29 protein-coding genes and 1 pseudogene are annotated in these 25,522 nt (G+C 38.9%); 22 read left to right on the forward strand and 8 right to left on the reverse strand.

Translation table 11 applies throughout. The features are described from left to right. Positions 1-85: 85 nt before the first annotated feature. The 6 genes from M2448_RS17550 (at position 86) to M2448_RS17575 (ending at position 5,322) form a co-directional block, all read left to right on the forward strand. Positions 86-730 carry an RHS repeat-associated core domain-containing protein gene (locus M2448_RS17550; RefSeq protein WP_280647441.1) on the forward strand — a complete coding sequence of 215 codons (645 nt, stop codon included), beginning with the start codon at positions 86-88 and terminating at the stop codon, positions 728-730. 51 nt (positions 731-781) lie between these two features. Then, a complete protein-coding gene (locus M2448_RS17555) occupies positions 782-1,213 on the forward strand; it encodes a JAB-like toxin 1 domain-containing protein (RefSeq protein WP_280647442.1) in 432 nt (143 codons plus the stop codon). A gap of 12 nt (positions 1,214-1,225) precedes the next feature. Beyond that, entirely contained in the window at positions 1,226-1,756 is a 531-nt protein-coding gene (locus M2448_RS17560) for a hypothetical protein (protein WP_280647443.1), read from the forward strand. Between the two features lie 241 nt (positions 1,757-1,997). Further along, a complete protein-coding gene (locus M2448_RS17565) occupies positions 1,998-3,188 on the forward strand; it encodes an RHS repeat-associated core domain-containing protein (protein ID WP_280647444.1) in 1,191 nt (396 codons plus the stop codon). A gap of 648 nt (positions 3,189-3,836) precedes the next feature. Continuing rightward, the gene (locus M2448_RS17570; RefSeq protein ID WP_280647445.1) at positions 3,837-4,934 is read left to right on the forward strand and encodes an RHS repeat-associated core domain-containing protein; all 1,098 of its coding nucleotides are present in this window, start codon (positions 3,837-3,839) and stop codon (positions 4,932-4,934) included. 10 nt (positions 4,935-4,944) lie between these two features. After that, positions 4,945-5,322, forward strand: a complete 378-nt coding sequence (locus M2448_RS17575; protein WP_280647446.1) for a hypothetical protein — start codon at positions 4,945-4,947, stop codon at positions 5,320-5,322. Between the two features lie 42 nt (positions 5,323-5,364). Here the strand turns inward: M2448_RS17575 and M2448_RS17580 are convergent. Beyond that, positions 5,365-5,577 (reverse strand): annotated as a pseudogene (locus tag M2448_RS17580) (IS4 family transposase); the annotation flags it as partial. A gap of 88 nt (positions 5,578-5,665) precedes the next feature. Between M2448_RS17580 and M2448_RS17585 the strand changes: the two are divergent. From M2448_RS17585 to M2448_RS17595, 3 genes are all read left to right on the forward strand, one after another. Beyond that, a complete protein-coding gene (locus M2448_RS17585; RefSeq protein ID WP_280647447.1) occupies positions 5,666-6,067 on the forward strand; it encodes an L-rhamnose mutarotase in 402 nt (133 codons plus the stop codon). Between the two features lie 27 nt (positions 6,068-6,094). Next, positions 6,095-7,423, forward strand: a complete 1,329-nt coding sequence (fucP, locus tag M2448_RS17590; RefSeq protein ID WP_280647448.1) for an L-fucose:H+ symporter permease — start codon at positions 6,095-6,097, stop codon at positions 7,421-7,423. Positions 7,424-7,532: 109 nt separating this feature from the next. Next, entirely contained in the window at positions 7,533-9,248 is a 1,716-nt protein-coding gene (locus M2448_RS17595) for a S41 family peptidase (protein WP_280647449.1), read from the forward strand. 184 nt (positions 9,249-9,432) lie between these two features. Here M2448_RS17595 and M2448_RS17600 read toward each other — a convergent pair whose 3' ends face one another. Continuing rightward, on the reverse strand, positions 9,433-10,890 hold the full coding sequence (locus M2448_RS17600; protein ID WP_280647450.1) for a tetratricopeptide repeat protein: 1,458 nt from the start codon (positions 10,888-10,890) through the stop codon (positions 9,433-9,435). A gap of 116 nt (positions 10,891-11,006) precedes the next feature. Here M2448_RS17600 and M2448_RS17605 point away from each other — a divergent pair, with 116 nt between their 5' ends. Beyond that, positions 11,007-11,381, forward strand: a complete 375-nt coding sequence (locus tag M2448_RS17605; protein WP_280647451.1) for a DMT family protein — start codon at positions 11,007-11,009, stop codon at positions 11,379-11,381. A 4-nt stretch (positions 11,382-11,385) separates the two neighbouring features. Here the strand turns inward: M2448_RS17605 and M2448_RS17610 are convergent, their stop codons facing one another. Then, positions 11,386-12,159 carry an NUDIX domain-containing protein gene (locus M2448_RS17610; protein ID WP_280647452.1) on the reverse strand — a complete coding sequence of 258 codons (774 nt, stop codon included), beginning with the start codon at positions 12,157-12,159 and terminating at the stop codon, positions 11,386-11,388. Positions 12,160-12,175: 16 nt separating this feature from the next. Beyond that, positions 12,176-13,021 carry a hypothetical protein gene (locus tag M2448_RS17615; protein ID WP_280647453.1) on the reverse strand — a complete coding sequence of 282 codons (846 nt, stop codon included), beginning with the start codon at positions 13,019-13,021 and terminating at the stop codon, positions 12,176-12,178. A gap of 402 nt (positions 13,022-13,423) precedes the next feature. On the opposite strand from M2448_RS17615, the gene M2448_RS17620 reads away from it, so the two are divergent. The 4 genes from M2448_RS17620 (at position 13,424) to M2448_RS17635 (ending at position 16,193) form a co-directional block, all read left to right on the forward strand. Beyond that, positions 13,424-14,866, forward strand: coding sequence for an HD domain-containing protein (locus M2448_RS17620; protein ID WP_280647454.1), 1,443 nt, complete (start codon positions 13,424-13,426; stop codon positions 14,864-14,866). Between the two features lie 5 nt (positions 14,867-14,871). Further along, entirely contained in the window at positions 14,872-15,375 is a 504-nt protein-coding gene (locus M2448_RS17625; protein WP_280647455.1) for a dihydrofolate reductase, read from the forward strand. An 83-nt stretch (positions 15,376-15,458) separates the two neighbouring features. Further along, on the forward strand, positions 15,459-15,611 hold the full coding sequence (gene rpmH / locus M2448_RS17630; protein ID WP_280647456.1) for a 50S ribosomal protein L34: 153 nt from the start codon (positions 15,459-15,461) through the stop codon (positions 15,609-15,611). Positions 15,612-15,698: 87 nt separating this feature from the next. Next, positions 15,699-16,193: a CvpA family protein gene (locus tag M2448_RS17635; protein ID WP_280647457.1), complete on the forward strand. Its 495-nt coding sequence runs from the start codon at positions 15,699-15,701 to the stop codon at positions 16,191-16,193. On the opposite strand, the gene trxA is transcribed toward M2448_RS17635, so the two are convergent. Beyond that, complete coding sequence (gene trxA / locus M2448_RS17640) at positions 16,183-16,608, reverse strand: thioredoxin (protein WP_280647458.1); 426 nt, start codon at positions 16,606-16,608, stop codon at positions 16,183-16,185. The genes M2448_RS17635 and trxA overlap by 11 nt on opposite strands. A 154-nt stretch (positions 16,609-16,762) precedes the next feature. Between trxA and M2448_RS17645 the strand changes: the two genes are divergently transcribed. The 8 genes from M2448_RS17645 to M2448_RS17680 all read left to right on the forward strand — a co-directional run bounded on the left by M2448_RS17645 (position 16,763) and on the right by M2448_RS17680 (position 22,770). Next, positions 16,763-17,593: a 1-acyl-sn-glycerol-3-phosphate acyltransferase gene (locus M2448_RS17645; RefSeq protein WP_280647459.1), complete on the forward strand. Its 831-nt coding sequence runs from the start codon at positions 16,763-16,765 to the stop codon at positions 17,591-17,593. A 3-nt stretch (positions 17,594-17,596) separates the two neighbouring features. Next, positions 17,597-18,661: a GNAT family N-acetyltransferase gene (locus M2448_RS17650; RefSeq protein ID WP_280647460.1), complete on the forward strand. Its 1,065-nt coding sequence runs from the start codon at positions 17,597-17,599 to the stop codon at positions 18,659-18,661. Beyond that, positions 18,609-19,103: a methylated-DNA--[protein]-cysteine S-methyltransferase gene (locus M2448_RS17655; RefSeq protein ID WP_280647461.1), complete on the forward strand. Its 495-nt coding sequence runs from the start codon at positions 18,609-18,611 to the stop codon at positions 19,101-19,103. Before M2448_RS17650 ends, M2448_RS17655 begins: the two co-directional genes overlap by 53 nt. Beyond that, entirely contained in the window at positions 19,076-19,654 is a 579-nt protein-coding gene (locus M2448_RS17660; protein ID WP_280647462.1) for a Maf-like protein, read from the forward strand. Before M2448_RS17655 ends, M2448_RS17660 begins: the two co-directional genes overlap by 28 nt. Positions 19,655-19,732: 78 nt before the next feature. Next, positions 19,733-20,884 carry a HAMP domain-containing sensor histidine kinase gene (locus M2448_RS17665; protein WP_280647463.1) on the forward strand — a complete coding sequence of 384 codons (1,152 nt, stop codon included), beginning with the start codon at positions 19,733-19,735 and terminating at the stop codon, positions 20,882-20,884. A 93-nt stretch (positions 20,885-20,977) separates the two neighbouring features. Next, positions 20,978-22,339, forward strand: coding sequence for an MFS transporter (locus M2448_RS17670; protein ID WP_280647464.1), 1,362 nt, complete (start codon positions 20,978-20,980; stop codon positions 22,337-22,339). A gap of 120 nt (positions 22,340-22,459) precedes the next feature. Beyond that, a complete protein-coding gene (locus M2448_RS17675) occupies positions 22,460-22,594 on the forward strand; it encodes a hypothetical protein (protein WP_280647465.1) in 135 nt (44 codons plus the stop codon). Positions 22,595-22,620: 26 nt separating this feature from the next. Further along, positions 22,621-22,770: a hypothetical protein gene (locus M2448_RS17680; RefSeq protein ID WP_280647466.1), complete on the forward strand. Its 150-nt coding sequence runs from the start codon at positions 22,621-22,623 to the stop codon at positions 22,768-22,770. Positions 22,771-22,856: 86 nt separating this feature from the next. Here M2448_RS17680 and M2448_RS17685 read toward each other — a convergent pair whose 3' ends face one another. From M2448_RS17685 to M2448_RS17695, 3 genes are read right to left on the reverse strand one after another with little or no spacing between them, the layout of a single operon-like run. Continuing rightward, positions 22,857-24,002, reverse strand: coding sequence for an endonuclease/exonuclease/phosphatase family protein (locus M2448_RS17685; RefSeq protein WP_280647467.1), 1,146 nt, complete (start codon positions 24,000-24,002; stop codon positions 22,857-22,859). Next, on the reverse strand, positions 23,983-24,873 hold the full coding sequence (locus M2448_RS17690) for a rhomboid family intramembrane serine protease (protein ID WP_280647468.1): 891 nt from the start codon (positions 24,871-24,873) through the stop codon (positions 23,983-23,985). Before M2448_RS17690 ends, M2448_RS17685 begins: the two co-directional genes overlap by 20 nt. After that, positions 24,854-25,504, reverse strand: a complete 651-nt coding sequence (locus M2448_RS17695; protein WP_280647469.1) for a rhomboid family intramembrane serine protease — start codon at positions 25,502-25,504, stop codon at positions 24,854-24,856. The genes M2448_RS17690 and M2448_RS17695 overlap by 20 nt, the downstream gene beginning before the upstream one ends. Positions 25,505-25,522: the final 18 nt, after the last annotated feature.

The raw sequence follows: 25,522 nt of genomic DNA on the forward strand, positions 1-25,522 counted from the left end.
GGCAAGACATAGTTTTATATGTAATTTTAGTTTTGTCAGGTTTTAGTTAAAATAAATCACTAGCTTTACATACTCAGCCTCAGGCGTGAAGCTGAAAGTAAAGCATACTTACAATCCTAATTTCTCTACGGCACCTGTTATCGGTTCTGATGTCACACTCAGTCTGCTCACTCAGGTGAAAGAAACCGACTATGTAGGCAACAAGATCTACGAAAATGGTAAACTCAAGCGTATATTGGTAGATGGCGGCTACTGGGAGGACGGTAAATACTACTTCTTCCGGCATGACCACCTGGGTAATACTCGTGTAGTACAAGATCAGGATGGAACCCTTAGCCAGCGCAAGTATTACTACCCGTTCGGGGCAGGATTTGCTGAGAACACAAAAGATAATGGCAAGCAGCCGTACAAGTACAACGGTAAGGAACTGGACCAGATGCACCGCCTCGACTGGTACGACTACTCGGCTAGGCATTATGATCCGGCATTGGGTAGGTTTACTACGGTGGATCCGCATGCAGAGAAATACTATAATATTTCTCCTTATGCGTATGCAGCTAATAACCCTATTAATGTTATTGATCCGAATGGTATGGATACAGTTTATGTTAATCATGAGGGGTATATGGATTACAGAAAAGGAGGAGAGAGTGATATTATTCATATAACAAACAAAAAAGGCGAAGTTAAATCGAGAACTTATAAGTTAGGAACTCTTCAAGGAGGATGACAACAGAATTTACAAGGAAAGGAGGATGGACCTGAATATGCTTATCTTTCTGTGAATTCTAAGGCGAATAGCAAAGAGATATTTGAATTTTTGGCTGATAATACAACTGTGGAATTATCAAATTCAACATTTAAAAATAAAGATGGATCTATATCTCATTTTGTTACAACAAGCCATGATAATGCGATGGAAAGCGGTCTTGCCTATTTGTCTATAGATAAAAAGTTATATGATAGTGCTTTACTAAGTCATGATCATAGCCATCCTGGAGGTCCTTCTTTTCCAAGTGGATTACCTGGATCGCGATATACTAAAGGTGGGGATATCCCTTTTGCCAAAGGATATACTTCTGATGCTATTTCTAAACTCCAACCAATTCCTCAATTTAGGATATATGTTCCTGGTAATGGATATAGAAGATATCATATTAATTCGACTCAAAATGGGTTTAACAGAATGCCTAAATATTATTGGAAAAAATAAATAATTAAGAAGATGAGAAAATATGTAATAATATTCATGATGATGATTTTGTCAGTAGATTTAAGCGCACAGTACACTTCTATAAATAAAATTGTTTTACCTATTCTTCAGTTGGATGATCAAGTGTTATTAGATCAAATAGACTCGGTTCTTTTTATTGAGCATCCATGTATGTCGTCTTTTAAGAATGATAAGAGACAGTATGTTTATTTTGTATCAATTAAGGAAGATTCTCTTAAAAGTTATGATATCAATATCGTCTATGCAAAACCTTCTGAAGTTGAAAATGATATTAATACAGGTATATATGACAGATTTAATAAGATTTGGATTATACGGGAGGATAGTAATACTCCTTTATTTAAACATACAGGAGAGAAAACGTCTTTTGAATATAAAAAAGAACTTACAAAAAGGAAAGAAAATGAATTGGTCGAAATTATATATCCTGAGGAGTTTTGTATTTGGGGACTGTCTTCTTTTGAAAACAAAATAAAGGTACTAGATTTAGAAGGAGTTAAAAATACGTCAAAGTATAAATAATAACTTGTATTTTTATGATTTATTACATTGTCGAAATCCACTCCTGTCGTCCCCCGGAATTCGTAATCCCGAAATAATAACTATTAGGATTTACAATCCACTATAAATCCACTCCTGTCAGTCATATATTGGCAGGAGTGTTTTATCTTATAGGCAAGGTGGAGTTTTATATGCAACTTTCGTCATCTTTGTCAGGTTTTAGTTAAAATAAATCCTTAGCTTTACATACACAGCTTCAGGCGTGAAGCTGAAAGTAAAGCATACCTACAATCCTAATTTCTCAACGGCTCCGGTTATCGGTTCTGATGTTACGTTCAGCCTGCTCACTCAGGTGAAAGAAACCGACTATGTAGGCAACAAGATCTACGAGAATGGTAAACTCAAGCGTATATTGGTAGATGGCGGCTACTGGGAGGATGGTAAATACTATTTCTTCCAGAATGACCATTTAGGCAATGTGCGTATGGTACTGGACCAGGATGCAGGGATCATTCAGCGGAAGTATTATTACCCGTTCGGGGCAGGTTATCCCGAAGGAGCAAGAGATAACGCCAAGCAGCCGTATAAGTACAACGGTAAGGAACTCGACCAGATGCACCGCCTGGACTGGTACGACTACTCGGCAAGGCATTATGATCTGGCATTGGGCAGGTTTACTACTGTCGATCCGCTGGCGGAGAAGTATTATAGTATTAGTCCTTATGCGTATGTGATGAATAACCCGTTGAAATACATTGACCCTGATGGAAGAAAGATAAGAATTGCTAATAATCTAGCGGGAGCAATGGAGAATGTTGCGAAAATTGCAGCAACTACTTTTGGTGGACAAATAATGAGCCGTTTAATCTCTAGAAATGAAACATATACAATGAATTCTGTATTTTGGAGTGATGATAGTGCGTACAAGGCTCTTGAAAATGGAGATGGATTAATCAGTTATGTTGGCAACCCAATGTCACGAACAAATGGAGGTTGGCTGAAATCATTCATTGCGATGGGACATGAAACAATGCATGGATATGATCATAGTTACAATGCATTTAATTATAAAAATGCAGGGGCAAGTGGTGAATATACTGAACCAAGAGCCGTAAGTTTTGAAAATTATTTGAGGGAGGTCTATGGTGACACAAACTTTAGAAACAAATATGCAAATATAGATGGAAATTTTAATCAATTTACAACAAATGGAAATGAAAAAATATCAAATTTCTCTACTATCGGAAATAATAAAGATAAAACAAGCTATGGTTTTAGTTATGTTAAAAGAGTAAATGAAAAAGAAGTTAATAGATTCGGATATCAGACAGGTAAAACGATTACCTCAGAAAAGACATATTATATGACAGTTAGTGTAGATAAAAATAAAAATCTAACATATAAAATCTATAATAATGAGAAAGAGTATAAAGCAGCTACAGGTAACTGGTAAATCAATAGAAAATATTCTACTTCTTTTGTATTCTATATGTATTGTATTTTATATTTTCGATACATCATTATTCTATTTTAATGATAGATATAATGCAGATCTTTCTATTTTACATTTGCCAAGCAAACCTTTATTTCTCTACATTGTAAAGTGGATATATGCAGTAATACTAATAATGTCTATTTTCTATTTAAGAAAAAAAAGTAACTTTTGCTGGATTATTCTTAATGTTTTTTCTTTCAGTATCTTATTATTAAAAATAATGGTTTGGTATTATTTTTTATTTTATTGTAGTAATACTGATAAATTTTTATTAGAACTTGTTGCGATCTGTATTTTAATAACGATTAATTTGAAATATTTTATTACAAATAATAATGTAAAAATAAAAAAAGGTTATTTACTGTATATCTGTTTAGCACCTTTAGTATTCACTATAATAATATATAATATATTGATTTTATTTCAATAAATACTAGAATTGCGACAAGTATACTATCTATTCAAAGATTAAACTCACTCCTGCCAACGTATCATTGGCAGGAGTGAGTTTCTAATGAGCAAGATAGAATTTTACAAGCAACTTTCGTCATCTTTGTCAGGTTTTAGTTAAAATAAATCCTTAGATTTACCTATTCAGCCTCAGGCGTGAAGCTGAAAGTAAAGCATACCTACAAACCTAATTTCTCTACGGCACCCGTTATCGGTTCCGATGTTACGCTCAGCCTGCTCACTCAGGAAAAAGAAACCGACTATGTCGGCAATAATATCTATGAGAACGATAAACTCAAGCGACTATTGGTTGATGGTGGCTACTGGGAAGATGGTAAATACTACTTCTTCCAGCAAGACCACCTGGGTAATACTCGTGTAGTACAGGATCAGGATGGTACCCTTATCCAGCGTAAGTATTACTATCCGTTCGGGGCAGGATTTGCTGAGAACACAAAAGATAATGGCAAGCAGCCGTACAAGTACAACGGTAAGGAACTCGACCAGATGCACCGACTGGATTGGTACGACTACTCGGCAAGGCATTACGATCCGGCATTGGGTAGGTTTACAACGGTGGATCCGTTAGCGGAAGACTATTATTCGATTAGTCCGTATGCATATGTGATGAATAATCCGTTGAAATACATTGATCCTGACGGAAAACAAGGTATTTTACCATTCCCATTTCCTGCTACTCTTTTGGGAAACAGCAATCCGATTTTACCTATGGGTAGAAACATTGGAATGCTAAGTACCGCTGACAAGATGGTAAGGATTACGTCTAAAACAAGTGAAAGTAAACTTAATCAAACAAGGCTTCAATCAGGACGAAATGTAGAGGCGGAACAATTACAGAAATTAGGACTAGAAAAAAATACTGAATTTTCTACTAGGATTGACCCCAAAACAGGAAAAGAGGGAACGACTATTCCAGATGCAATAAAAGATGGACAAACCGTAGAAATCAAGAACGTTAAACAACAAGGTCTATCTAGGCAGTTGAGATTGCAAGAAAAGCTATCCAACGAAAATGGAAAAAAGCCAATACTTCATATAAATAAAGATGCAAAATTAACGAAACCATTACAAAATTCTTTTGAAAGATCAACATACGGTAATTCTTCTGTAATTTCCTCAGGTAATATAAAAGTATCTACACCTACTCTTGGAAATCCGATACAAGAACAACAAAATATTCAGAGGCATCAGGAAAGTATTAAAAGAGAGGAGTGGATATATTTAACTTTATAAATTGCTGTGAATGAATGAACAATTTTTAATAGATAGTACTATTCCCTATCTAGAAAGCTTTCTAAAAGAAGAACAATCCTTCGATCCATTTGCAATGATAATGGATAAAGAAGGTGTAGTTAACATTATATCTTCAAATATAGAGGATGAATATCCTACATCGGAGTATCTTATTAATCTCTATGAACAAGGAATAAAAGAAGAGTATAGGAAAATCAGGACTAAATATGTATTAGCCGTAATATGTATTGATGCTTTTGTTAATAGTGGGACAAATAAGCAAAATGCAGTTGAATTTAGGTTAATAAACCCTTTAGCTGAAAAAAGACTTTATTTAAAATATACGATTAGGAATAACTATATATATTGGGACAAATTAAATTCTTAGTTTATATAGCTATTACACTACTGTCCACTAAAAAATGGACGATTAAAAATTAAATAAATTTGGTTCACTTGAACCGCTTCGTTCTTTGATATTTTTGAAATTAGTTTTGTTAAAGAGGTCGTTCAAATAAGTTTTATCCGTAAGTGATATGCTTAGAATTTGAAGAACTTCATATGTTGTTCTATCCAGTTTTAAGTCATGCTGAATGATTGCTATCAGGCAGTAAGCAGTAATTGCAGAATATATCTGTATTCGACAGATCTGTATTTTATCTGGAATATTCAACCGAACTTTCTGTATTCCTTTTATCTTTGTTTACGAATCTTTAATATACACTTACATTATGGGAACCAAAGACGGATACATCAGGGATTCCGAGAAACGGGTAAAACGCTATTGTCAGTTTCTTAAACTAAATCCTGATACATTAGACCAATATAAATACTGGCACGACAGCAGAAATATATGGAAAGAAATACCCGAAGGTATCCGTAAAGCAGGTATCTCAGATATGGAAATATATACTTTCGGCGATATGGCTTTCATGATCGTCGAAACAGTACCGGACTTCAATTGGGACGAATCGTTCAGCCGTCTAGCAACATATGAAAGACAAGCCGAGTGGGAAGAGTTTGTTTCTCAATTTCAACAGGGTAGCGAAGGGAAACGCTCTGATGAGAAATGGCAACTCGTCGAACGCATCTTCTCTCTTACCGATGTTCTAAACAATAACAAGACTTTTTAACCAAGGCTATCAGGCACAGACAACTACATGAAAAACAATAATAAAAGTTCTCTATTCAAAAGAGAAGATGGACAAAGCTATCTCTTCCCATTCATACTGATAACAAGCCTTTTCTTGTTATGGGGATTTGCTCACAGTTTGCTGGATGTCCTGAACAAACATTTTCAGGATTCATTACATCTGACCAAAGCCCAGTCGGGAGCTGTACAGGCAGCAGCATATGGCGCATATTTTCTCATGGCGATTCCGGCCGGAATAATCGCGAAGAAATTCGGATACAAATCGGGGATTATCACAGGTCTTGTACTCTTCGCTTTGGGTGCATTCTGGTTTGTGCCGGCAGTAGCGATTAACACATTCTGGGCTTTCCTGCTAGGACTGCTGATCTTGTTTTGCGGGCTGACCTTTCTGGAAACAGTTGCTAATCCTTATACCATCGTATTGGGGCCTGCGGAAACATCTGCCAGCCGTATCAATCTGGCTCAGACATTCAACGCTATCGGGTGGATACTCGGCCCTCTCGTAGGTTCGATACTGATTTTCAGGAACGAATCGGAAAAATCTATCCTTGAACTCTTTGCCGATGCCGTAGAAAAAGTATTTCTGGGTACAGGTAGTGTCGTACAAAGCGTAACACAGGCTGTAGAAGAACACACAAGCAACTCAGCCTTAATGCTTCCGTATGTGGGATTAGGGATTCTGGTTGTGCTTGTATTGGTACTCTTCCTCTTTGCCAAATTGCCGGAGATCAATCCTGAAGACGGAACAACCACAGAGAATATGGGCATTGAGGATAAGTCATTGATACAACAGAAACATTTTGTACTGGCAGTAATAGCTCAATTTTTATATGTAGCAGCACAGACGGGAATAGGCAGCTTCTTCATCAATTATACGATTGAAGTAAAAGATCTGGGACTGAATGAAATGCAAGGTGGGTTGTTGCTCGGATTGGGCGGTATGTCTTTGTTTGCCATAGGTCGCTTTACAGGAAGTTTTATTATGCAGAGAGTAAAGCCGGGTACTTTACTCGGTACTTTTGCTCTGATAAATACACTATTGATGCTGTTTGTTATTTTCTGTCACGATCGTTTCGGAGTGATAGCACTGATATCCTGCTACCTGTTTATGTCCATCATGTTCCCGTCCATATTTGCTCTGGGCATCAGAGGACTGGGCAATAAGACAAAAACGGCATCATCTATCCTTATACTTACCATTGTAGGTGGTGCCATAGCTCCTGCCCTGATGGGATATATAGGTGCTGAGCGAATGAATCTGGGGTTTATCGTTCCAATGTTATGTTTCGGATATATTGCCTGCTTCGGGTATATCAGTAATAGGATTAAAGTATAATTAATAAATGCTTAAATAGTAATGATAAATCAAATAGAAAAGTCTTTTTGTCATTTTCAACAATCAATTTGATAAATAAAAAGCTATAAAGTAATATAGAACAAATGCAATGAAGAAATTACTGATACTATTGTGCCTTATATCCTGTTTTGCAACAGGGTGTAATAATTCCTCTAAAAAGGTTTCTGAAAACACAAAGACCAGCTTGTCGGAGAATGAAGAAAAATCATTAGTTGCACTCGGTCAATTATGGGGGTTTCTCAAATACCATCATCCGACAATAGCGATCGGAAAATACGACTGGGACATGGAACTGATAAAACTAATTCCGGAAATACGAGATTCTGAAGACGAAACTGCATGGAAGACGAAACTAGATGACTGGCTGAATAGCTTTCCGTCTGTCGAAGAAAAAATACGGGAATTTCCGACTCTAAGAATGAAAGTTGAGCCCGATTACGGAGAATTATTCAATACAGACTACTTCATGCCTGAGACTATCGAAAAAGTAAAGCACATACTAAAAAACGGAGAAGTCACTACGAACCATTATGTCAATATTCAGGATGCCCTTCTAAATATCACGAATGAGCCCGATTATGAAGAAATGACATATCCCGATGAGTCTTACAGATTATTGGCTTTGTTCAGATACTGGAATATTATCAATTACTTTTTCCCATACAGAAATCTCTGTGATCAGAAATGGTCGGAGGTACTGCCAGTGATGCTACCTGTTTTCATTGATGCTAAAAGTGAAGAGGAATATATGCGTGCGTGTATTCGACTAGCTACAAAAGCAGATGATTCGCATGCCTCCTATATAGAATCCAATCGCATGTCTTCGATAATAGGGGAAAATAAAGTTCCCTTTGAAACACGTTTTATAGAAGACAAACTGGTGGTCACTCTTTATACAGGTGATGAGGAAAACACAAAAAAGAAAATACAGATAGGAGATGTTATTACGAAAATAAACGGAGAGAAAACAGAAGACGTTGTAGAGAAAATGTTACCTTACACTCCTGCCTCCAATTACGCTGTGAAACAAAGAGGAATCGCATGGCAAATTCTAAGAAGCAATAACTATTCAGTTTCTCTTACTGTACTCAGAGACGGAAAATCTATTGAAATGGAGATTCCCTGCTATGGTAAAGATCAGTTAAAATTCCCTGATTACAACAACCCTTTCCCGAAGGATGCGGAAGGATACAGCATTATAGAAAATAATATAGGTCTTGTCTTACCTCCAAAATGTACAGTAGAAAATAGAAATGAAGGAATAAAAAAAGTATTGAACGGAACAAGAGGGGTAATAATAGATTTCAGGTGTTACCCTCAGGATTATATATCCTTTCCGTTCTTAGAACGGCTGAATCCCACTTCTTATATATTTTCGCTGGTTACCCATAGCGATATTTCATATCCCGGATATTTCTTCATCGGGAAATGGTATGACAATATCGGAACGCCTAGAGTAAACTCTAATCCTTACCCGAATAAGATAGTCATACTGGTAAATGAATACACGCAGAGTGCAGCAGAAGATATTATATTAGGATTCCAGCTAGCACCGAATACAGTTGTGATAGGATCTACGACATCGGGAGCAGACGGTGCCATAGCGAGGTTTAGTCTGCCGGGAAAAGTGGGAATGATAATATCCGGAAGAGGAGTTTATTATCCGGATGGGAATAATTTGCAAAGAGAAGGCGTTAGAATAGATGAGGTTGTTAAACCCACTATACAGGGAATAAAAGAAGGACGTGACGAAGTATTTGAAAGGGCAATAGCCATTGTAAATGAAAGCAATAGGATCAATTAATTAAAGACAAAAATGAAAGTAAGATTATTAATCTTCTGCTATGTAAATACATTATACGCCGAAGCTAAAACAATAGCGTCGAACTTACAGGAAATAACTTTACTTTATTGCCGAATATCTGGTTATTGTATTGGATAAATCTGGAGCTAAAGGAATAACTGTAATACTAAATAATAGAAAGAAACTATTTCAGTTTTTCTATCTCCTGATTACGGGCTTGCACCTCAAGTATAGGTATTTCCGCTTGTAGCTGCTCTATCTGCTTTTCCAAATTGAGTATCTCGGTAGTCATATTACGCCTTTTGTCGGCAGATGCTATACTATATGCTGTGCGCGATTCGTTTAGTTTTTTTGTCAGATCGCGTTCATCCGCTTTCTTTTGCACTACCTTGTAATATATGTCACGAGCTGCTTTGTCTTTAAAATCTGCCAGTTTGTAGTAGGTGTAGTCATCGTTTATAACAAACTCAAAGTCTTTCACTACTTTCACTACTTCTTTAGGGGCTTTGCGCGCAGAGGCTATTAAAGATGAATAATTCTGTCCTGCAACCCATGAATCCTTAAGGGAAGTGATACGCGCCCTGTTTGCCAGATAACGCTCATCATCACTTTCCAGTATTTTTACAGTTTTATTAGGGATAAAGGTGTATATACAGACCTTACCTTCCGGCTGATACCTGTCTGAAGCAAACCATCCTACACCTTTTTCTTCATCTACTACCATCAGATAGTCATTGTATATAGAATTGAAAGGCATATTCAGCCGCTCCGGTGTCAGGTAAGTATCGTTATTCAGATTGTAACGGGAGACAAAGAGGTCGTACCCTCCCAGCGAATCGTAATCTTTCGCAGCAAAGTAAATGGTCACCCCATCCGCCATCATAAACGGATAATTAACATCTCCTGTCAGTCCAAAATTATTATCTGACAATTTCCTTTCGTTTCCGAAATCATCCAATAACTTCTCCATCGAATAAAGGGCATATACTCCGTCCTTTCCGGGTTGTCCGTAATATATCTTTGTCTCTTTCTCGTTGAAGTAAACAGTCGATTTTACAGGCTTACTTGCTTTAAACACTTTTTCGAAATAATCGAGGCGCCCTGTACTATGACTTTGTTTGTATGCCGACAAGAATTCTGCCTTACTTACAACGAGGCTGTCTATTATCTGTACATCTTCTGTATTAGATACTACTCTGTTGAGGCGCGATAGTTGCTTCTTTTTGTCTTCCAGGCGGGCAGAGTTAGCCTCGTATTTCTCTAAATCTTCTTTTTTCCTTCTTGGATTTTTCGATAGCAGAGTTTCATATTTGTCGAATGCCTCTTTAGCTTCTTCAAAACGGAATTCCTGTGTGTATATCTGCCCCAGATAGAAAAACGAATCCTGTACATTCTTTTTTGATGCTACCAGCAGGCATTCTTCCGCCTTAGTTAGGTCACTTCCTGTTTCGTACAGGCATACCCCGTACCATTGGTTAAGATTGGCATCTGTAGGCTTGGCTGTATATTCAGCTTCAAAAACAGGTAGAGCCTGCGCGTATTCACCTTTCAGATAGAGATCTTTTGCTTCGGCGAGCGTCTGTGAAAACAGAGCCGGTAAACAACAGACTGAAAGTAATATATAAAATGCTAAACGTTTCATAATAATATTCTTCCGATTATTAACGGTTTCAAAGATAAGAATTTATACAACAAGATGCTACAAGTCTAGGAAATTGGTTTACTTTTGCATCGCAAAAATTTAGATTTATAAGACACATGAACTTAGCTGGTTTATATACAGTTTTATTACTGATCGTTTCCAACATCTTTATGACCTTCGCATGGTATGGACACCTGAAGATGAGAGAATATTCATGGTTTGCTGCCCTGCCACTTTTTGGAGTGATAGCCATCAGTTGGGGAATTGCCTTTTTTGAATATTGCTTTCAGGTACCGGCCAACCGACTCGGATTTCAGGAAAATGGAGGCCCTTTTTCTCTGATGCAATTAAAAATAATACAGGAGGTGATCACCCTCACTGTATTTGTTTTGTTCAGTACGCTGGCCTTCAAGACAGAAGACCTTAAATGGAATCACCTGCTGGCTTTCGTATTTCTGATAGCAGCTGTATATCTTGTATTCAAGAAATAATGACCTAGAAATTATTGCTCATTATCTGTATGCCGTTCTTTTCGGCATATTCATATTTGTCTTTTATAAAACTATACAAGTTAGGAGACTTGTGTGCTCCGGCTCTACGGGTTTCATTAAGGGGCTGTATAAAACCGATGGACAACATCTTACGTTGAAAATTACGCCTATCCAGTTCGCGTCCTAATATTGCTTCATATATTGTCCTTAGCTCCGGCATTGTGAACTTTTCGGGCAATAGCTCATATCCCACAGGAACAAATCCGATTTGCTTGCGAATAGTCTGTATTGCCGTATTCAATATTTCGCTGTGGTCGGCATATAGAGGGGGAATTTCATTTATATCGAACCACTCCACATCTTCATACTCATGGGCTACTACATGGGCTTCACCATATTTTATCAATGAATAATAGCCGAGACTGATGTATCTGTTTGGAGATTGATGTCCATTGCTGGGTGCAACGTAAAATCTTTTCAGCATCTCTTCATTTTCATCAGGCTTAATTCGTCCCTTTTTCCCGAAAAAGTAGAATTGTTTACAATATACATCATCCAGCCCTGTTCTTTCTTTCAGCACACGAAGAACTGCTTCGTCCGGATCTTCGTCTTTGCCGACAAACCCTCCGGGAAGCATCCATCTGTCGCTTACCTTAAACTTACATAGTAGCGTTTTAAGGCGGCCTCCATGAAAAGCGAGAATGATGCAATCGACAGAAATATTCGGAATAAATATTTCCTGATCATGAGCTATAATAGTAGATTTTTCTTTTTGCATAAGCTTAAGGATTTTCTCATTTAATATTATCCCCAGCTTCTTTATTCTTTTTGTTATCAAGGTAATAAATATGATATTCCGCTTTTTCTTTCGCAGTTTTAAGACTGTCGAGCTGGAGCATCATGTTTGATAAATGAAAAGATTTTGAAACCGCAGATTTTATAGTTTGTGATAAAATATATGAATACTTACCCTGTCCTTCGAGGGTAACAGTCAGTGGTTTGTCTTCGTGTGAATAAATGAATCCTCCGATTCCGTTTTCGTTAGCTCCGGCAAATCTGATAATTTCATAACTCTTATCCATATTAGAGAATCGGTAATTGAGGCCATCATCGTTTACAGGAAGTGATTCCATAAAAGAGCCGTCTCTTGCCGCAACTCTTATTTTATTGTGTTTTTGTACTCCTACAAATACACTTTCTATATACAACACACCATCATCGCCCACCCCCGAACGCAAGGTAGTAGCCGTAATAGCCTCTCCCGATATTGTTTCTTTCGGAACATATGCCCCCGACTCCTGATAATCTTTATTCCGTTGATAGATAAATTGTCTTTTTGCTTTTTCCAGTTGCGGGTTATACAAGGTTATCAACGAATCACATTCTGTGATAATTTGTACATTTTCGGCACGCCTTATCGTATCCAGTAAAGCTAATCCTGCCCTTATTTCATCAAACGATTTAGGATACAATATCTTTATACTGTCCAGTTCCTCTTTAGCTTCTATATACTTTTTCTGTTCGTACAAATGTCGGGCTGTATCCAGCCTTAATCTGGCACCATCATCTTTTGCTCCACATGCAAAAAAAAAGACTGACAGAAATACTAATGCATTTCTAATATAACTCCACACTGTCATACGCTTCGCAAAGAATTATTCTGGGTAAAATTTGTAATCTGGTACCAAATTACAAATTATTTTAGGTTTTAAGACATTATTATACATTAATTTATCATTATTGTACTTAAAATGCACATAATCACTAACATTTTTTGACTCCTTAAGAGGGGGGAATAAACAATCTCCATCAAATACAGCACGAAAGCTATATTTATAATGTCCTTTAACATTTATATGTGACAAAATGTTTTGTTTTGCGCTTCGTTATATATGAAGCGGTCATACTTCAATACAGAAAGTTTATCCGGATTAAGAGTACGACCTCAAACCATATTTAACAAACAGAATTATTATCTTTACAGCCAGAAAACCGTTTATTGCGGTTCAATATTAGTCATAATATAAAACACGTACAACGATTTGCACGACAACGATAATATACAGAATATACTGAAAGGAAAATTTTCAGGTGAAATATTTGAGATCATTTCGCAAACAGCCGACAATATGCAGCTAGAATGTTATGCTATAGGCGGATATGTGCGCGACATATTCTTGCATCGCCCATCGAAAGACATTGATATAGTCACTGTAGGAAAAGGTATAGAACTGGCTGAAGCCATCGCCAAAGAATTAGGGAGGAAAGCGAAACTGTCTGTATTTAAGAGTTTTGGGACAGCCCAGATAAAATATAAAGATACAGAGATAGAATTTGTAGGAGCGCGTAAAGAGTCGTACCAAAGAGACTCCCGCAAACCGATAGTGGAAGATGGCACACTCGAAGACGACCAGAATCGCAGAGACTTTACGATCAATGCTCTGGCTGTATGCCTCAACGGTGAGAGATTTGGTGAATTACTCGACCCCTTTGGCGGATTGCAGGATATGGAGAACCTCATTATTCGTACACCGCTCGACCCCGACATCACTTTTAGCGACGATCCGTTGCGTATGATGCGTGCTATCCGTTTCTCGTCGCAGCTGGGATTCGATATAGAACCGGAGACATTCGATGCCATCACCCGCAATAAAGAACGAATAGAGATAATCTCTAAAGAACGGATAATAGATGAACTGAACAAAATAGTATTGTCACCAAAACCTTCGATTGGCTTCCTGCAACTCGACCAGACAGGGTTGTTGCAACTGATATTTCCTGAACTTGTAGCCCTGAAAGGTGCTGAAACAAAGGATGGAGTAGGGCATAAGGATAACTTTTATCATACACTTGCCGTACTGGATAATATAGCGAAAAAGACCGATGACCTATGGTTGCGCTGGGCTGCCATATTGCACGATATAGCCAAGCCGGCAACAAAAAGATGGGATAAAAAACTGGGATGGACATTCCACAACCATAACTTCATCGGAGAGAAAATGATTCCGGGTATTTTTCGCCGGATGAAACTGCCACTGAACGAAAAAATGAAGTATGTGCAAAAAATGGTGACGTTACACATGCGTCCTCAGGTACTGGTAGATGAGGAAATATCCGATTCGGCTGTACGCCGCCTTCTTTTTGAGGCCGGAAACGATATAGAAGATCTGATGGTGCTATGCGAAGCAGATATAACGTCTAAAAATTCGGACAAGGTACGCCGCTATCTCAACAATTTCAAGATTGTTCGCCAAAAGCTGAAAGACATAGAGGAAAAAGACCATGTACGCAATTTTCAACCGCCAATATCGGGCGAAGAGATCATGGAGATATTCGGACTTGCACCAAGCGCCGAAGTCGGCCGCCTGAAATCGTCCGTAAAAGACGCTATTCTGGACGGAGTGATACCTAATGAATATGAGGCAGCGTATCAGTATTTGATGGAGAAAGCAAAGAAGATAGGATTGGAACCTAAAAAGAACTAATAGATATGACAACTACAAAATCAATCATAGTAGCGGCAGACGAAAACAACGCCATCGGTAAAGACAACAACCTGCTTTGCTATCTGCCCAACGATCTTAAATTCTTTAAGTCTGTAACAGAAGGCTATCCCGTAATTATGGGGCGCAAAACATACGAGTCGTTGCCCAAAGGTGCGCTGCCCAACAGGCGGAACATAGTGATAACAAGAAACAAAGACTTGCACTTTGAACGTTGCGAAATGGTATCGTCCATTGACGAAGCCATAGAGTTGTGCAAGGATGAGCCTCAACTGTTCTTTATAGGCGGAGGCACTATTTATAAAGAGGCTGTTAAGATTGCCGACAAGCTGTACCTGACGCGCATACACCACAAGTTTGAGGGTACGGATACATTTTTTCCCGATGTGGATATGGCAGTCTGGAAAGAGATGTCGAAAGAAGATCATGAGCCGGACGAGAAGCATAAATACGGATATAGTTTTATTACATTTCAGAAAATAAAACGTTAATATTCTTGCTTATATTAAATAAACATCCTATTTTTGCAACCCGAAACTCGAGAAAGAAATAATAACAGAAAATACATATAGCGATGAAAAGAACTTTTCAACCATCTAACAGAAAGAGAAAAAACAAACATGGTTTTCGCTCAAGAATGGCTACTGCAAACGGACGCAGAGTACTAGCTTCACGCAGAGCTAAAGGAAGAGCAAAACTTACAGTTTCTGACGAATTTCCTAAATAATAAGGAATAAGCGAAATTTTAAGCATACGACAAAGTAAGGATTGATAAAATCCTTACTTTTGTTGTTTATAGATAATTGAATATATTATGAACTGGTTCGACCTTCTTGTTGTCATACTGTTCGTAGCAGCCTTTATCAGGGGGTGCTTTTCAGGATTTATTATGCAGGCTGCATCGCTTGCAGGTATTATACTGGGTGCTATCTTTGCCGGAAAATTATCGGAAATCATTGCGCCTAAACTGGCGGAGTTGACAAACGCTACTCCTCACATCATAGGCCCATTGTCATATATAGTAGCATTTATTGCTATTCTGGTAGCACTTTTCTTTGCTGGTAAATTGTTGGAATCGTTTGCCGACGCTCTGGAAATGAATACACTGAACAGGCTGGCAGGAGGGCTCTTCTCCGCAGCAAAGTGGATTGTCATATTCAGCATATTACTGAACCTGCTCATAGAATTTGACCAGAATAAGAGCATAATAAAAGAGGATGTGCGCGAAGCCTCCCACACTTATCCTCTTATGATCGAAATCGCAAAAACAGTTATTCCTTACCTCCGCTTCGACTGGATCAGTCAGTAGTTTTCCCGGAATATGTTTTCACTACATTTATCAGATCGTTTTTTGACTGTAGCCCTTTCAGACGTGTCACTTCCTTTCCGTCTTTATACACCACGATGGTAGGCAACGCCTGAATACCTAATCCTACAGCTAACCCTTTGTAATTATCTATATTCAGTTTAGCTATTTTCACCGAATCTTTATATTCTACGGCAATCTCTTCCAGCAGAGGTGCTATACGGCGGCAAGGGGCACACCACGCCGCCCAGAAATCGACCAGCACAAGGCCTTTTTCTGTCTCTTTAGCATAATTAGATGTGGACAAAATCACCACCGGGGACTTTTCTTTTGGCTTATCCTTTGCCTGTGTCAATAGGGGGAAACCAATGGTTAGCATGACTGATGCAAACAAGGCTAGTTTTATCTTATTTATCATAATCTCTTTTGATTTTTTATACTTATATCAGTGCAAATATAATAGCTTTAATCTATTAAATATCGACTCTTATCACTATTTATACATTTTTTAAAGTATAGATACAGTAAAATGAATTACTTTTGTATAAAGAAAGGTATATCAACATTCAGACATGAATAAAGAACCCCAGATACTGGATTTAGACAAAATATTGCAGGAAAAGGCGCCTGACATTTATAGCAAGATGCCGCGTTTTGTTCTAAATTACCTGAAGCGAAAGATCCATCTGGACGAACTGAACGAAATACTCACCATCTATGCAGACAAGCAAGGTGTAGACTTTATGCAGGCTGTTGTAGGGTACTTCAATCTCACACTCGATGTTAACGGATTAGAAAATATTCCGAAGAACGGACGCTATATCTTTGCATCCAATCATCCGCTGGGAGGGCTCGATGGGATTTGCCTGTCGGCAGTAATAGGAGAACATTTCGATAAGAAGATAAAATATGTGGTAAACGATTTTCTCTACTTCATCCGCAACCTACAGCCGATATTCCTGCCTGTTAACAAATATGGGAAACAGTCGCGGGAAGCAGCAAATACAACAAATGAAGCTTATAACTCAGATGACCAGATAGTCACCTTTCCGGCGGGGCTGTGCTCGCGTCGTGAAAAGGGAATGATCAGAGACCTGACATGGCAAAAGAATTTCATAATAAAAGCTATAGAAACCAAAAGAGACATAGTTCCCGTCTACTTTAATGGGGAAAATTCAAATTTCTTTTATAGATTTGCAAATATTAGGAAAAAACTGGGGGTAAAGTTCAATGTAGAATTGGTCTTTTTACCGGACGAGATGTTTAAGAACAAAAACGAGCGATTTTCCATCACCATTGGTGAGCCCATACCTTATGCCTTCTTCGACAACACAAAAAGTGCTGTGGAGTGGGCCGGATATGTAAAGGAAAAGGCGTATAATCTAGCGAATACAAACAAATAATAGATGGAAACAATCATCGCACCTATTGATAAGACTTTATTGAAAGCCGAATTGACTAAGGATAAGTTCCTCAGGCATACAAATAAGGCTCACAATGAAATCTATATAATTACTCATCACAATTCGCCGTATGTGATGCAGGAGATCGGGCGTCTGCGCGAGATTGCGTTCCGTTACTACGGGGGTGGTACCGGTAAAGCGGTAGACATCGACGAATACGATACGATGGACAACCCATACAAGCAGTTAATTGTATGGAATCCTGAAGCTGAGGAGATAATAGGCGGTTACAGATTTATATGCGGGCCGGACATCTGTTTCGATGATAACGGTGAGCCTGTGTTGGCAACATCGCACCTGTTTCATTTCTCCAAGAAGTTTATAAAAGAATACCTGCCCTACACTTTCGAACTGGGACGGTCTTTCGTTACACTCGAATACCAGTCTACACTGGCCGGATCGAAAGGAATATTTGCGCTCGACAATCTGTGGGATGGGCTGGGAGCGTTGTCTGTCGCCGATCCTTCTATGAAGTATTTCTTTGGCAAGGTGACAATGTACGATACATACAATACCAATGCAAGGGACATGATCCTATACTTTCTCAACAAGTACTTCCCGGATCCCGACACACTGGTATGGCCTAAACAGGCACTTCAGATAGAAACTGACAAAAAGAAACTGAAGAAACTATTCGACGGTGAATCGTTCAAAACCGATTACAAGATATTAAACACATCGGTACGAAAACTTGATCTTAATATTCCCCCATTGGTAAATGCATATATGAGCCTGTCGCCACAGATGAAAGTATTTGGCACAGCAGTGAACGACACTTTCGGCAATGTGGAGGAAACAGGCATACTCATCAATGTAGATGAAATACTGGAGGAGAAAAAGAAAAGACATATAGAATCGTATCTGAGAGATAAACCATCGAAACGCTTCCTCAAACGGCTGCGCCAGATGATAAACTGGAGCTGGACGAAGAACGAAAACAAACCGAAGAAAAGAAATGAAGGCTTTTTTACAATCTCCCGTAGGAGTAATAGAAATAACAGAGTCTGACGGATATATCTCTGCGGTCAGAATTGTAAGCGAAGCAATTTCAGTTAACAATGTTGCACCCACCCACCTGCTCCAAAAAGCGATATCCCAACTGGAAGAATACTTCGCAGGAGAAAGACAAGAATTTGACCTTCCACTTAAACAGGAAGGAACACCTTTTCAACAAAAAGCATGGGGCTACCTCAATACCATCCCTTACGGACAAACGGTTTCATACAAAAACGAAGCCATAGCTATAAGCTCTGCCAATGCTTGTCGTGCAGTAGGTTCTGCCAACGGGCGAAACAATATTGCCATCATAGTACCTTGCCACCGCGTAGTGAATGAAGGAAAAGGCTTGGGCGGATATGCCTACGGACTAGATGTAAAACGCTATTTGTTACAATTAGAATTACGCAATAAAGATATTTTCCTATGCTCGACCTATCCCGATACAAAATAATACTGGCATCGAACTCCCCACGCAGGAAAGAACTACTGTCGGGCTTAGACCTTAGCTATGAAGTGAAAACGTTACCCGATATAGACGAGTCATACCCCGATACATTGCAGGGAATGGATATTGCCTTGTGTATAGCAAAAGAGAAAGCTGATGCCTATAGTGATCATATCAAAGAAGATACGTTACTGATCACAGCCGACACTATTGTAGTACTTGACGGAAAAGTATATGGCAAGCCGCAGGACGAAAGCGAAGCAAAGCAAATGCTGCGTGACCTGTCTGGTAAAACGCACGAAGTGCTGACAGGGGTATGCATCACCACAAAGGCTAAACAGAAAGTATTTGGTGTAGCATCCGAAGTGCGTTTCGCACAGTTGGAAGAGGACGAAATCGAATATTATGTAAACAAATACAAACCTTTGGATAAGGCTGGTGCATACGGTGTGCAGGAATGGATAGGGTATATTGCCGTAGAATATATCTCTGGCTCTTATTTCAACATTATGGGCTTACCTATACAACGGCTGTATCAGGAGTTGAAGAATTTTTGAACTTTACAATACACACAAAGACAAAAGATAAGCCCGCTTTCCGCGTTTACAAAAATAAAAAACAGCTATCTTTAGCACATGAAAATAGTTGAAAATAACAAAGTCTTACTACGGTATCTTTTTATTATCGTGGCTATGTTGATAGCACTCGGTTCGCTTGTTATATCTCACTATTTCGTAAAAGACCTTGCCAAAGAAGAGCGCAACAAAATGGAAATATGGGCTGAGGCCACCAAAGAGGCTGCCAACAGCGCCGAAAATCCCAATATGGGGCTTGTTTTACGGGTACTCAGCAGTAACACTTCTATACCTGTTATATTACACGATAAAAAAGAGAACCTGTACATATCCATTAATATAGAACTTCCCGAAACAGAAGAACAAGAGTTTCTAAGGAAAAAAGCCGACAAATTTGCAAAGAGCCACGAACCCATCATCATAGAAGTAGAAGATTTCGACCAGTACATATATTATGACGACTCATATACACTAAAACGCTTGCAACTATATCCGTATATACAGGTTGCCGTACTACTGATCTTTATGCTGACAGCATTCTTTGCTCTCTTCACCACCATGAAGATGGAACAGGACAGGCTGTGGGTTGGATTATCCAAAGAAACAGCACACCAGTTGGGAACACCTATATCATCCTTACTGGCATGGATCGAATATCTGAAGCTGAAAGAAGCAGATCAATCCATCCTCATAGATATGGAGAAAGATGTAGACCGATTGCAAATGATAACTGACCGTTTCTCCAAAATAGGATCTGCACCTGCCCTCGAGGAAAAAGACATAACCGAAATAGTGCGGCAAACAATTACCTATCTCGAAAAACGAATTTCAAGGAAAGTAATTTTCGAGCTTCAATTGTCTAATATAGCACTCTATGCCGATGTTAGCGAGCCTCTACTGAGCTGGGTAATAGAGAATCTGACAAAGAATGCTGTGGATGCGATGGGCGGACAGGGAAAGATCACATTCAGTCTGTACGAAAAGGGGAAGATCATCAGCCTCGACATAAAAGATACAGGTAAGGGAATACCGAAATCGAAGTTCAATACTATATTCAATCCTGGCTATACTACAAAGACCAGAGGATGGGGGCTTGGGTTGTCACTGGCAAAACGAATAATAGATTCCTATCATAAAGGAAAAATCTATGTAAAATCTTCCGAAATAGATACAGGGACAACTTTCTGTATTGAATTAAAAAAGGCAAAATAAGAACATCTGTATAGTTAAAAACCTTTTAGTATCGGATTATTTTCCTATTTTTGTGACAATTCGTTTGTATTTTAACAATTCTAAAATTATCTGATGACTAAATTTTCTAAAGCTTTTTGGGTAGCCAATTCCGTCGAATTACTTGAGCGACTGGCTTACTATGCTGTATTTATAGTTATAACACTTTATTTGTCAAATGTTTGGGGGTTTTCAGACATTGAGGCTGGTATCATATCCGGTATCTTCTCCGCTTCACTGTACTTTCTCCCAACCTTTGCAGGTGCTTATGCCGACAAAATAGGATTTAGATCATCTATTATGCTGGCCTTCGCTTTGCTGACTATCGGCTACGGCGGATTAGGGTTGCTCCCTACCATGCTCGAAAGCGCAGGACTGGTAAGCTACGATATGAAGACCACCTTTACCGGACTGGAAACAAGTATGCTCCGCTGGAGTATTGCTCCCGTTCTGGTACTGATCGTAATAGGCGGGGCTTTCATCAAAGCGGTAATATCGGGAACTGTAGCCCGCGAAACCACATCAGAAAACAGAGCCAGAGGATATTCCATTTTCTATATGATGGTAAACATCGGAGCCTTTACCGGAAAAACGGTAGTAGACCCATTGCGCAGAAGCATGGGAGACGAAGGGCTTGTATACCTCAACTTCTTTGCTGCGACAATGACTTTCATAGCGCTGATAGCTGTATTTTTCTTTTATAAATCGGTTAAAACGGAAGGTAAGGGTAAAAGCTTTACGGAGATAGGAAGTGCATTATGGAAAGTATGTAAAAATGGTCGGCTAATCGCACTAATACTTATTATCAGCGGATTCTGGATGATTCAGAGCCAGATGTACGCCACCATGCCCAAATATGTGATCCGCCTGATAGGCGAGGATGCTTCTCCGGGTTGGTATGCAAATGTAAATCCATTCGTCGTTTTCCTTTGTGTTAATCTTATTACCACCTTGATGAAAAAGTACACAGCACTGAACTCAATGACCATCGGCATGCTTATTATTCCGTTCTCAGCCTTGGTTATGTCTTTTGGCAATCTGTTTGGAGGAGAACCTATCTTGGGAATGCACCCTGTTGCCTTTATGATGATTATAGGTATTGCGATGCAGGCTTTGGCAGAATGTTTTATTTCGCCGCGATTCCTCGAATACTTCTCCCTGCAATCGCCCAAAGGTGAGGAAGGGCTGTATCTGGGATTCAGTCATCTACATTCATTTTTTTCATATCTGTTTGCATTCGGGCTATCGGGATTCCTTCTCGAAAAATTCTGCCCCGATCCTAAAGGTTTTGCTTCGGCTACCGAATATGCAGCAGCAACGGCTAATGCACACTATATCTGGTATGTATTTGTGGGTATAGGACTTGTCTCCGCCATCGCATTAGTAATATACGGGCAAGTAGTGAAACGGATAGATGCCAAGAAAGTAGCAGCGTAAAACATTTATCATATATATTTAAAGTCCTCTTACGCACATGTGAGAGGATTTTTTGTTAAAAGTTTATCTGGTTTGCAAGAAAAAATTGAGGCAAATGTCGAATCTTTAAAATCAAGAAAAATGGAACTGGATGAATTAAAAAATACATGGACATCACTCGATGAACGGCTGCAAAAGCAGGAGGTATTGAAAGAAACGATTATAAAGGAAATGCTACGTTCAAAATCAGGAAAAGCATTGGGCAGACTGATATAATTGTTGCCTGTATAATATCTCCTAATATGGAATTGTGGCGTTGGGTAGCAATCGGAGTATTGGTAATAATAGGTATAGTAGGAGCATACTGGGAGTATAAACGGATGTATAAGGCTAATACAGATGCTATTCTCGATAGTCTCGACAAACTGAAAGAACTGGAGGTAAATATCTGATATAAGATAATAGCTTCTCATTCGCCGTTTAAACATTAGCTGGCGGATTTATTTTTGGGAAGTCAGGTTTTATTAAAATGTAGCTACTATCTGAACGCCAAATAAGTCCATACCGGATAATGATCAGAGTATTTCACTTTGTCGACTGTACAGTTATAAGACTGGAAGGAACTGGAGTGTAGGATATAATCTATCCTTACAAGGAAATAATTTTCGTGGTATGTAATGCCCTGTCCGAACCCTGTATTTGCATGAGCATCTATAAGCCCTTTACTGATAGTATGGTAAGCGTACGACATTGGCGTATCGTTGAAGTCACCGCAGACAATGGTGGCATCGGTATTTTGCAAATCCATAAACTGTTTAATGATATTTACCTGTTCTTCCCTCACTTTATAGGCTGTACTAAGTCTTTCCTGCAAAGTTTGGGACATTTCATCGAACGATTCCCTGTCACGCGTTTTTAGGAAGTCTTTATACAACTTTTTATCTGCGGCAGTAAGCCTGTTCGATTCCAAATGATTGATCACAAGGCTTACTTTCTTGTATTGCATATCAAGGGTATGGATGACTGATCCGTTGTAGTCACTTTCTATGGCTACTTTTCTCGATTCGAGTATGGGAAACTTAGAATAGCAGGCTATTCCATATATGTATGTCGAATTTTTACGAGCTTTCCCCAGCCTTATAATAGACTTATAGGGGTAGTCCTTCATTATCTTGTCTATCTCTTCTTCGGTGATGATATTATTCTTCCGTTTATCTGTGGATACGGCAAATTCCTGAAAGCAAACAATGTCGGCTCCGCTATTTGCTACATAGTCGAAAATAGGGTTTTTACGGGCTTCTTTGCCTTTCAGCCAGTTGAATCCTCTTACATTATAAGTAAGGACTTTAATTTTGTTTTCCGGTAGCTTATCTGTCTTGAAGTGTATGGGAAAACTGGTAGAGATGGGTTGCCAGCAGCATAAGATAACAATAAGTTGTACAAGTGCGTATCGCCATCTCCAGAAGACAGTCCAAAGAATAAGGTACGCTACATTGACAAATAGCGTGATGGGGAACACAAGTCCGAGATAGGCTATGAATGTTGCTTTGGATGGTAATATTGTCCATGCAAGGATAGACAATAGCAGGAAGAGTATTGCCAGTATATTAGTGGCAAAAACAATATATTTTATGACCTTCCCTATTTTTCGCCCTGTGAATGTATTACTTTCTGTTGCTGGCATCGAATAATCGTTTTTTTTCTTCTGCACTCAGGCTTGTGTAGCCCGATGCTTTTATTTTATCCAGTATACGGTCTATGGCTTCCGCTTCGTTGTTGTGTCGTTGATTGTATTCGTAGTCTGTTTCCGGTTTTTTGTATTTAACCTTCATTTTTTTTGATGTATTGCGAGGTTTGAAAAGATTAACAATCCAGTCTATCGTTTTGTTGAGCCACTTTGTTATGTCTTTTCCTCTGAGGTACTGTTTTGCATATATGTACCCGACAATAGCACCTCCTATATGAGCTATATGCCCACCAACATTAGATATACTACTGATGCCGATAAGGTCGAGGACAAGAAGCACGAGTGCAATGTATATGATCTTTACCCGCCCGAAGATGAACAGCATAACTTCCTGATCAGGCTTATAGAAAGCAACGGCAAAGATAATAGCCATTACAGAGGCTGACGCACCCAGCATGATGGAGTAATTCATCTCTACGAGCATCGGAATTGTATTGAACAGAAGCAGATATAAAGCTGCTCCGGCCAGTCCTCCGATAATATACAAGCTGCCGAGGTTCTTTGGATTGAAATACATCAGAAACAGTTGCCCGAACCAGTACAGCATTAACATATTAAACAGAATATGCAGTACATTCTGGTGTGCGAACATATACGTCAGAGGAGTCCAGAAGCGTGTCAACAGCACATCTAACCGCGCAGGTAGTGCAATATAGCTTATGATGGTATCTGCGATATCGATGTGGAACAGCTTCAATATATTGAAAGCAGCCAATAGCAGAAACACTCCGATATTGATAACTATCAGTCGTATCAGTATATCTTTACGCTTGAGTATCGGTTTTATGTTATTTGAATATATTCCCATTGGTCATAAATCCTTTTTTGCGCCAGTATAATAGAATAATAAGTCCGACGAAAAGCCCTCCCAAATGCGCAAAATGTGCAACATTGTCGCCGGCTCTGTCGGCAAATCCTAAGAAGAGTTCTAATGCTCCATATCCGATTACAAACCATTTAGCCTTGATCGGTATTGGAGGGAATATTAGCATGAGTTCTACATTAGGAAACAGCATGCCGAAAGCAACAAGTATGCCGAATACGGCACCGGAGGCGCCTACTGTAGGATATGGAGAGCCTGTGAGATAGGTAACTATCAGTTGTGCTGCACCTGCGCCTATACCTGTTATGATATAATAAATGAAGAATTTCTTCGATCCCCATACCATTTCGAGGGTACGTCCAAACATGTAAACTGCAAACATGTTAAAGAATACATGCCCTATACTTCCATGCAGGAACATATAGGTTATAATCTGGTGCGGAAAGAAGTATTCGGAGTTGATTGGGAATAGTGCGCAATACCAATCAATAATGGAAAATTGTCCCTTATTTATGCCCAATAGATATTGTGCAAAAAATATCAGAGCATTTATGATTAATAGATTTCGTGTGACAGGAGGAATACCTCCCATAAAACCCGTATTATTCTGATTCATTTCTGATTATCCTAAATA

Origin of the sequence: Dysgonomonas sp. PF1-14 (assembly GCF_029892965.1) — a bacterium.
Classification (GTDB): Bacteria; Bacteroidota; Bacteroidia; order Bacteroidales; family Dysgonomonadaceae; genus Dysgonomonas.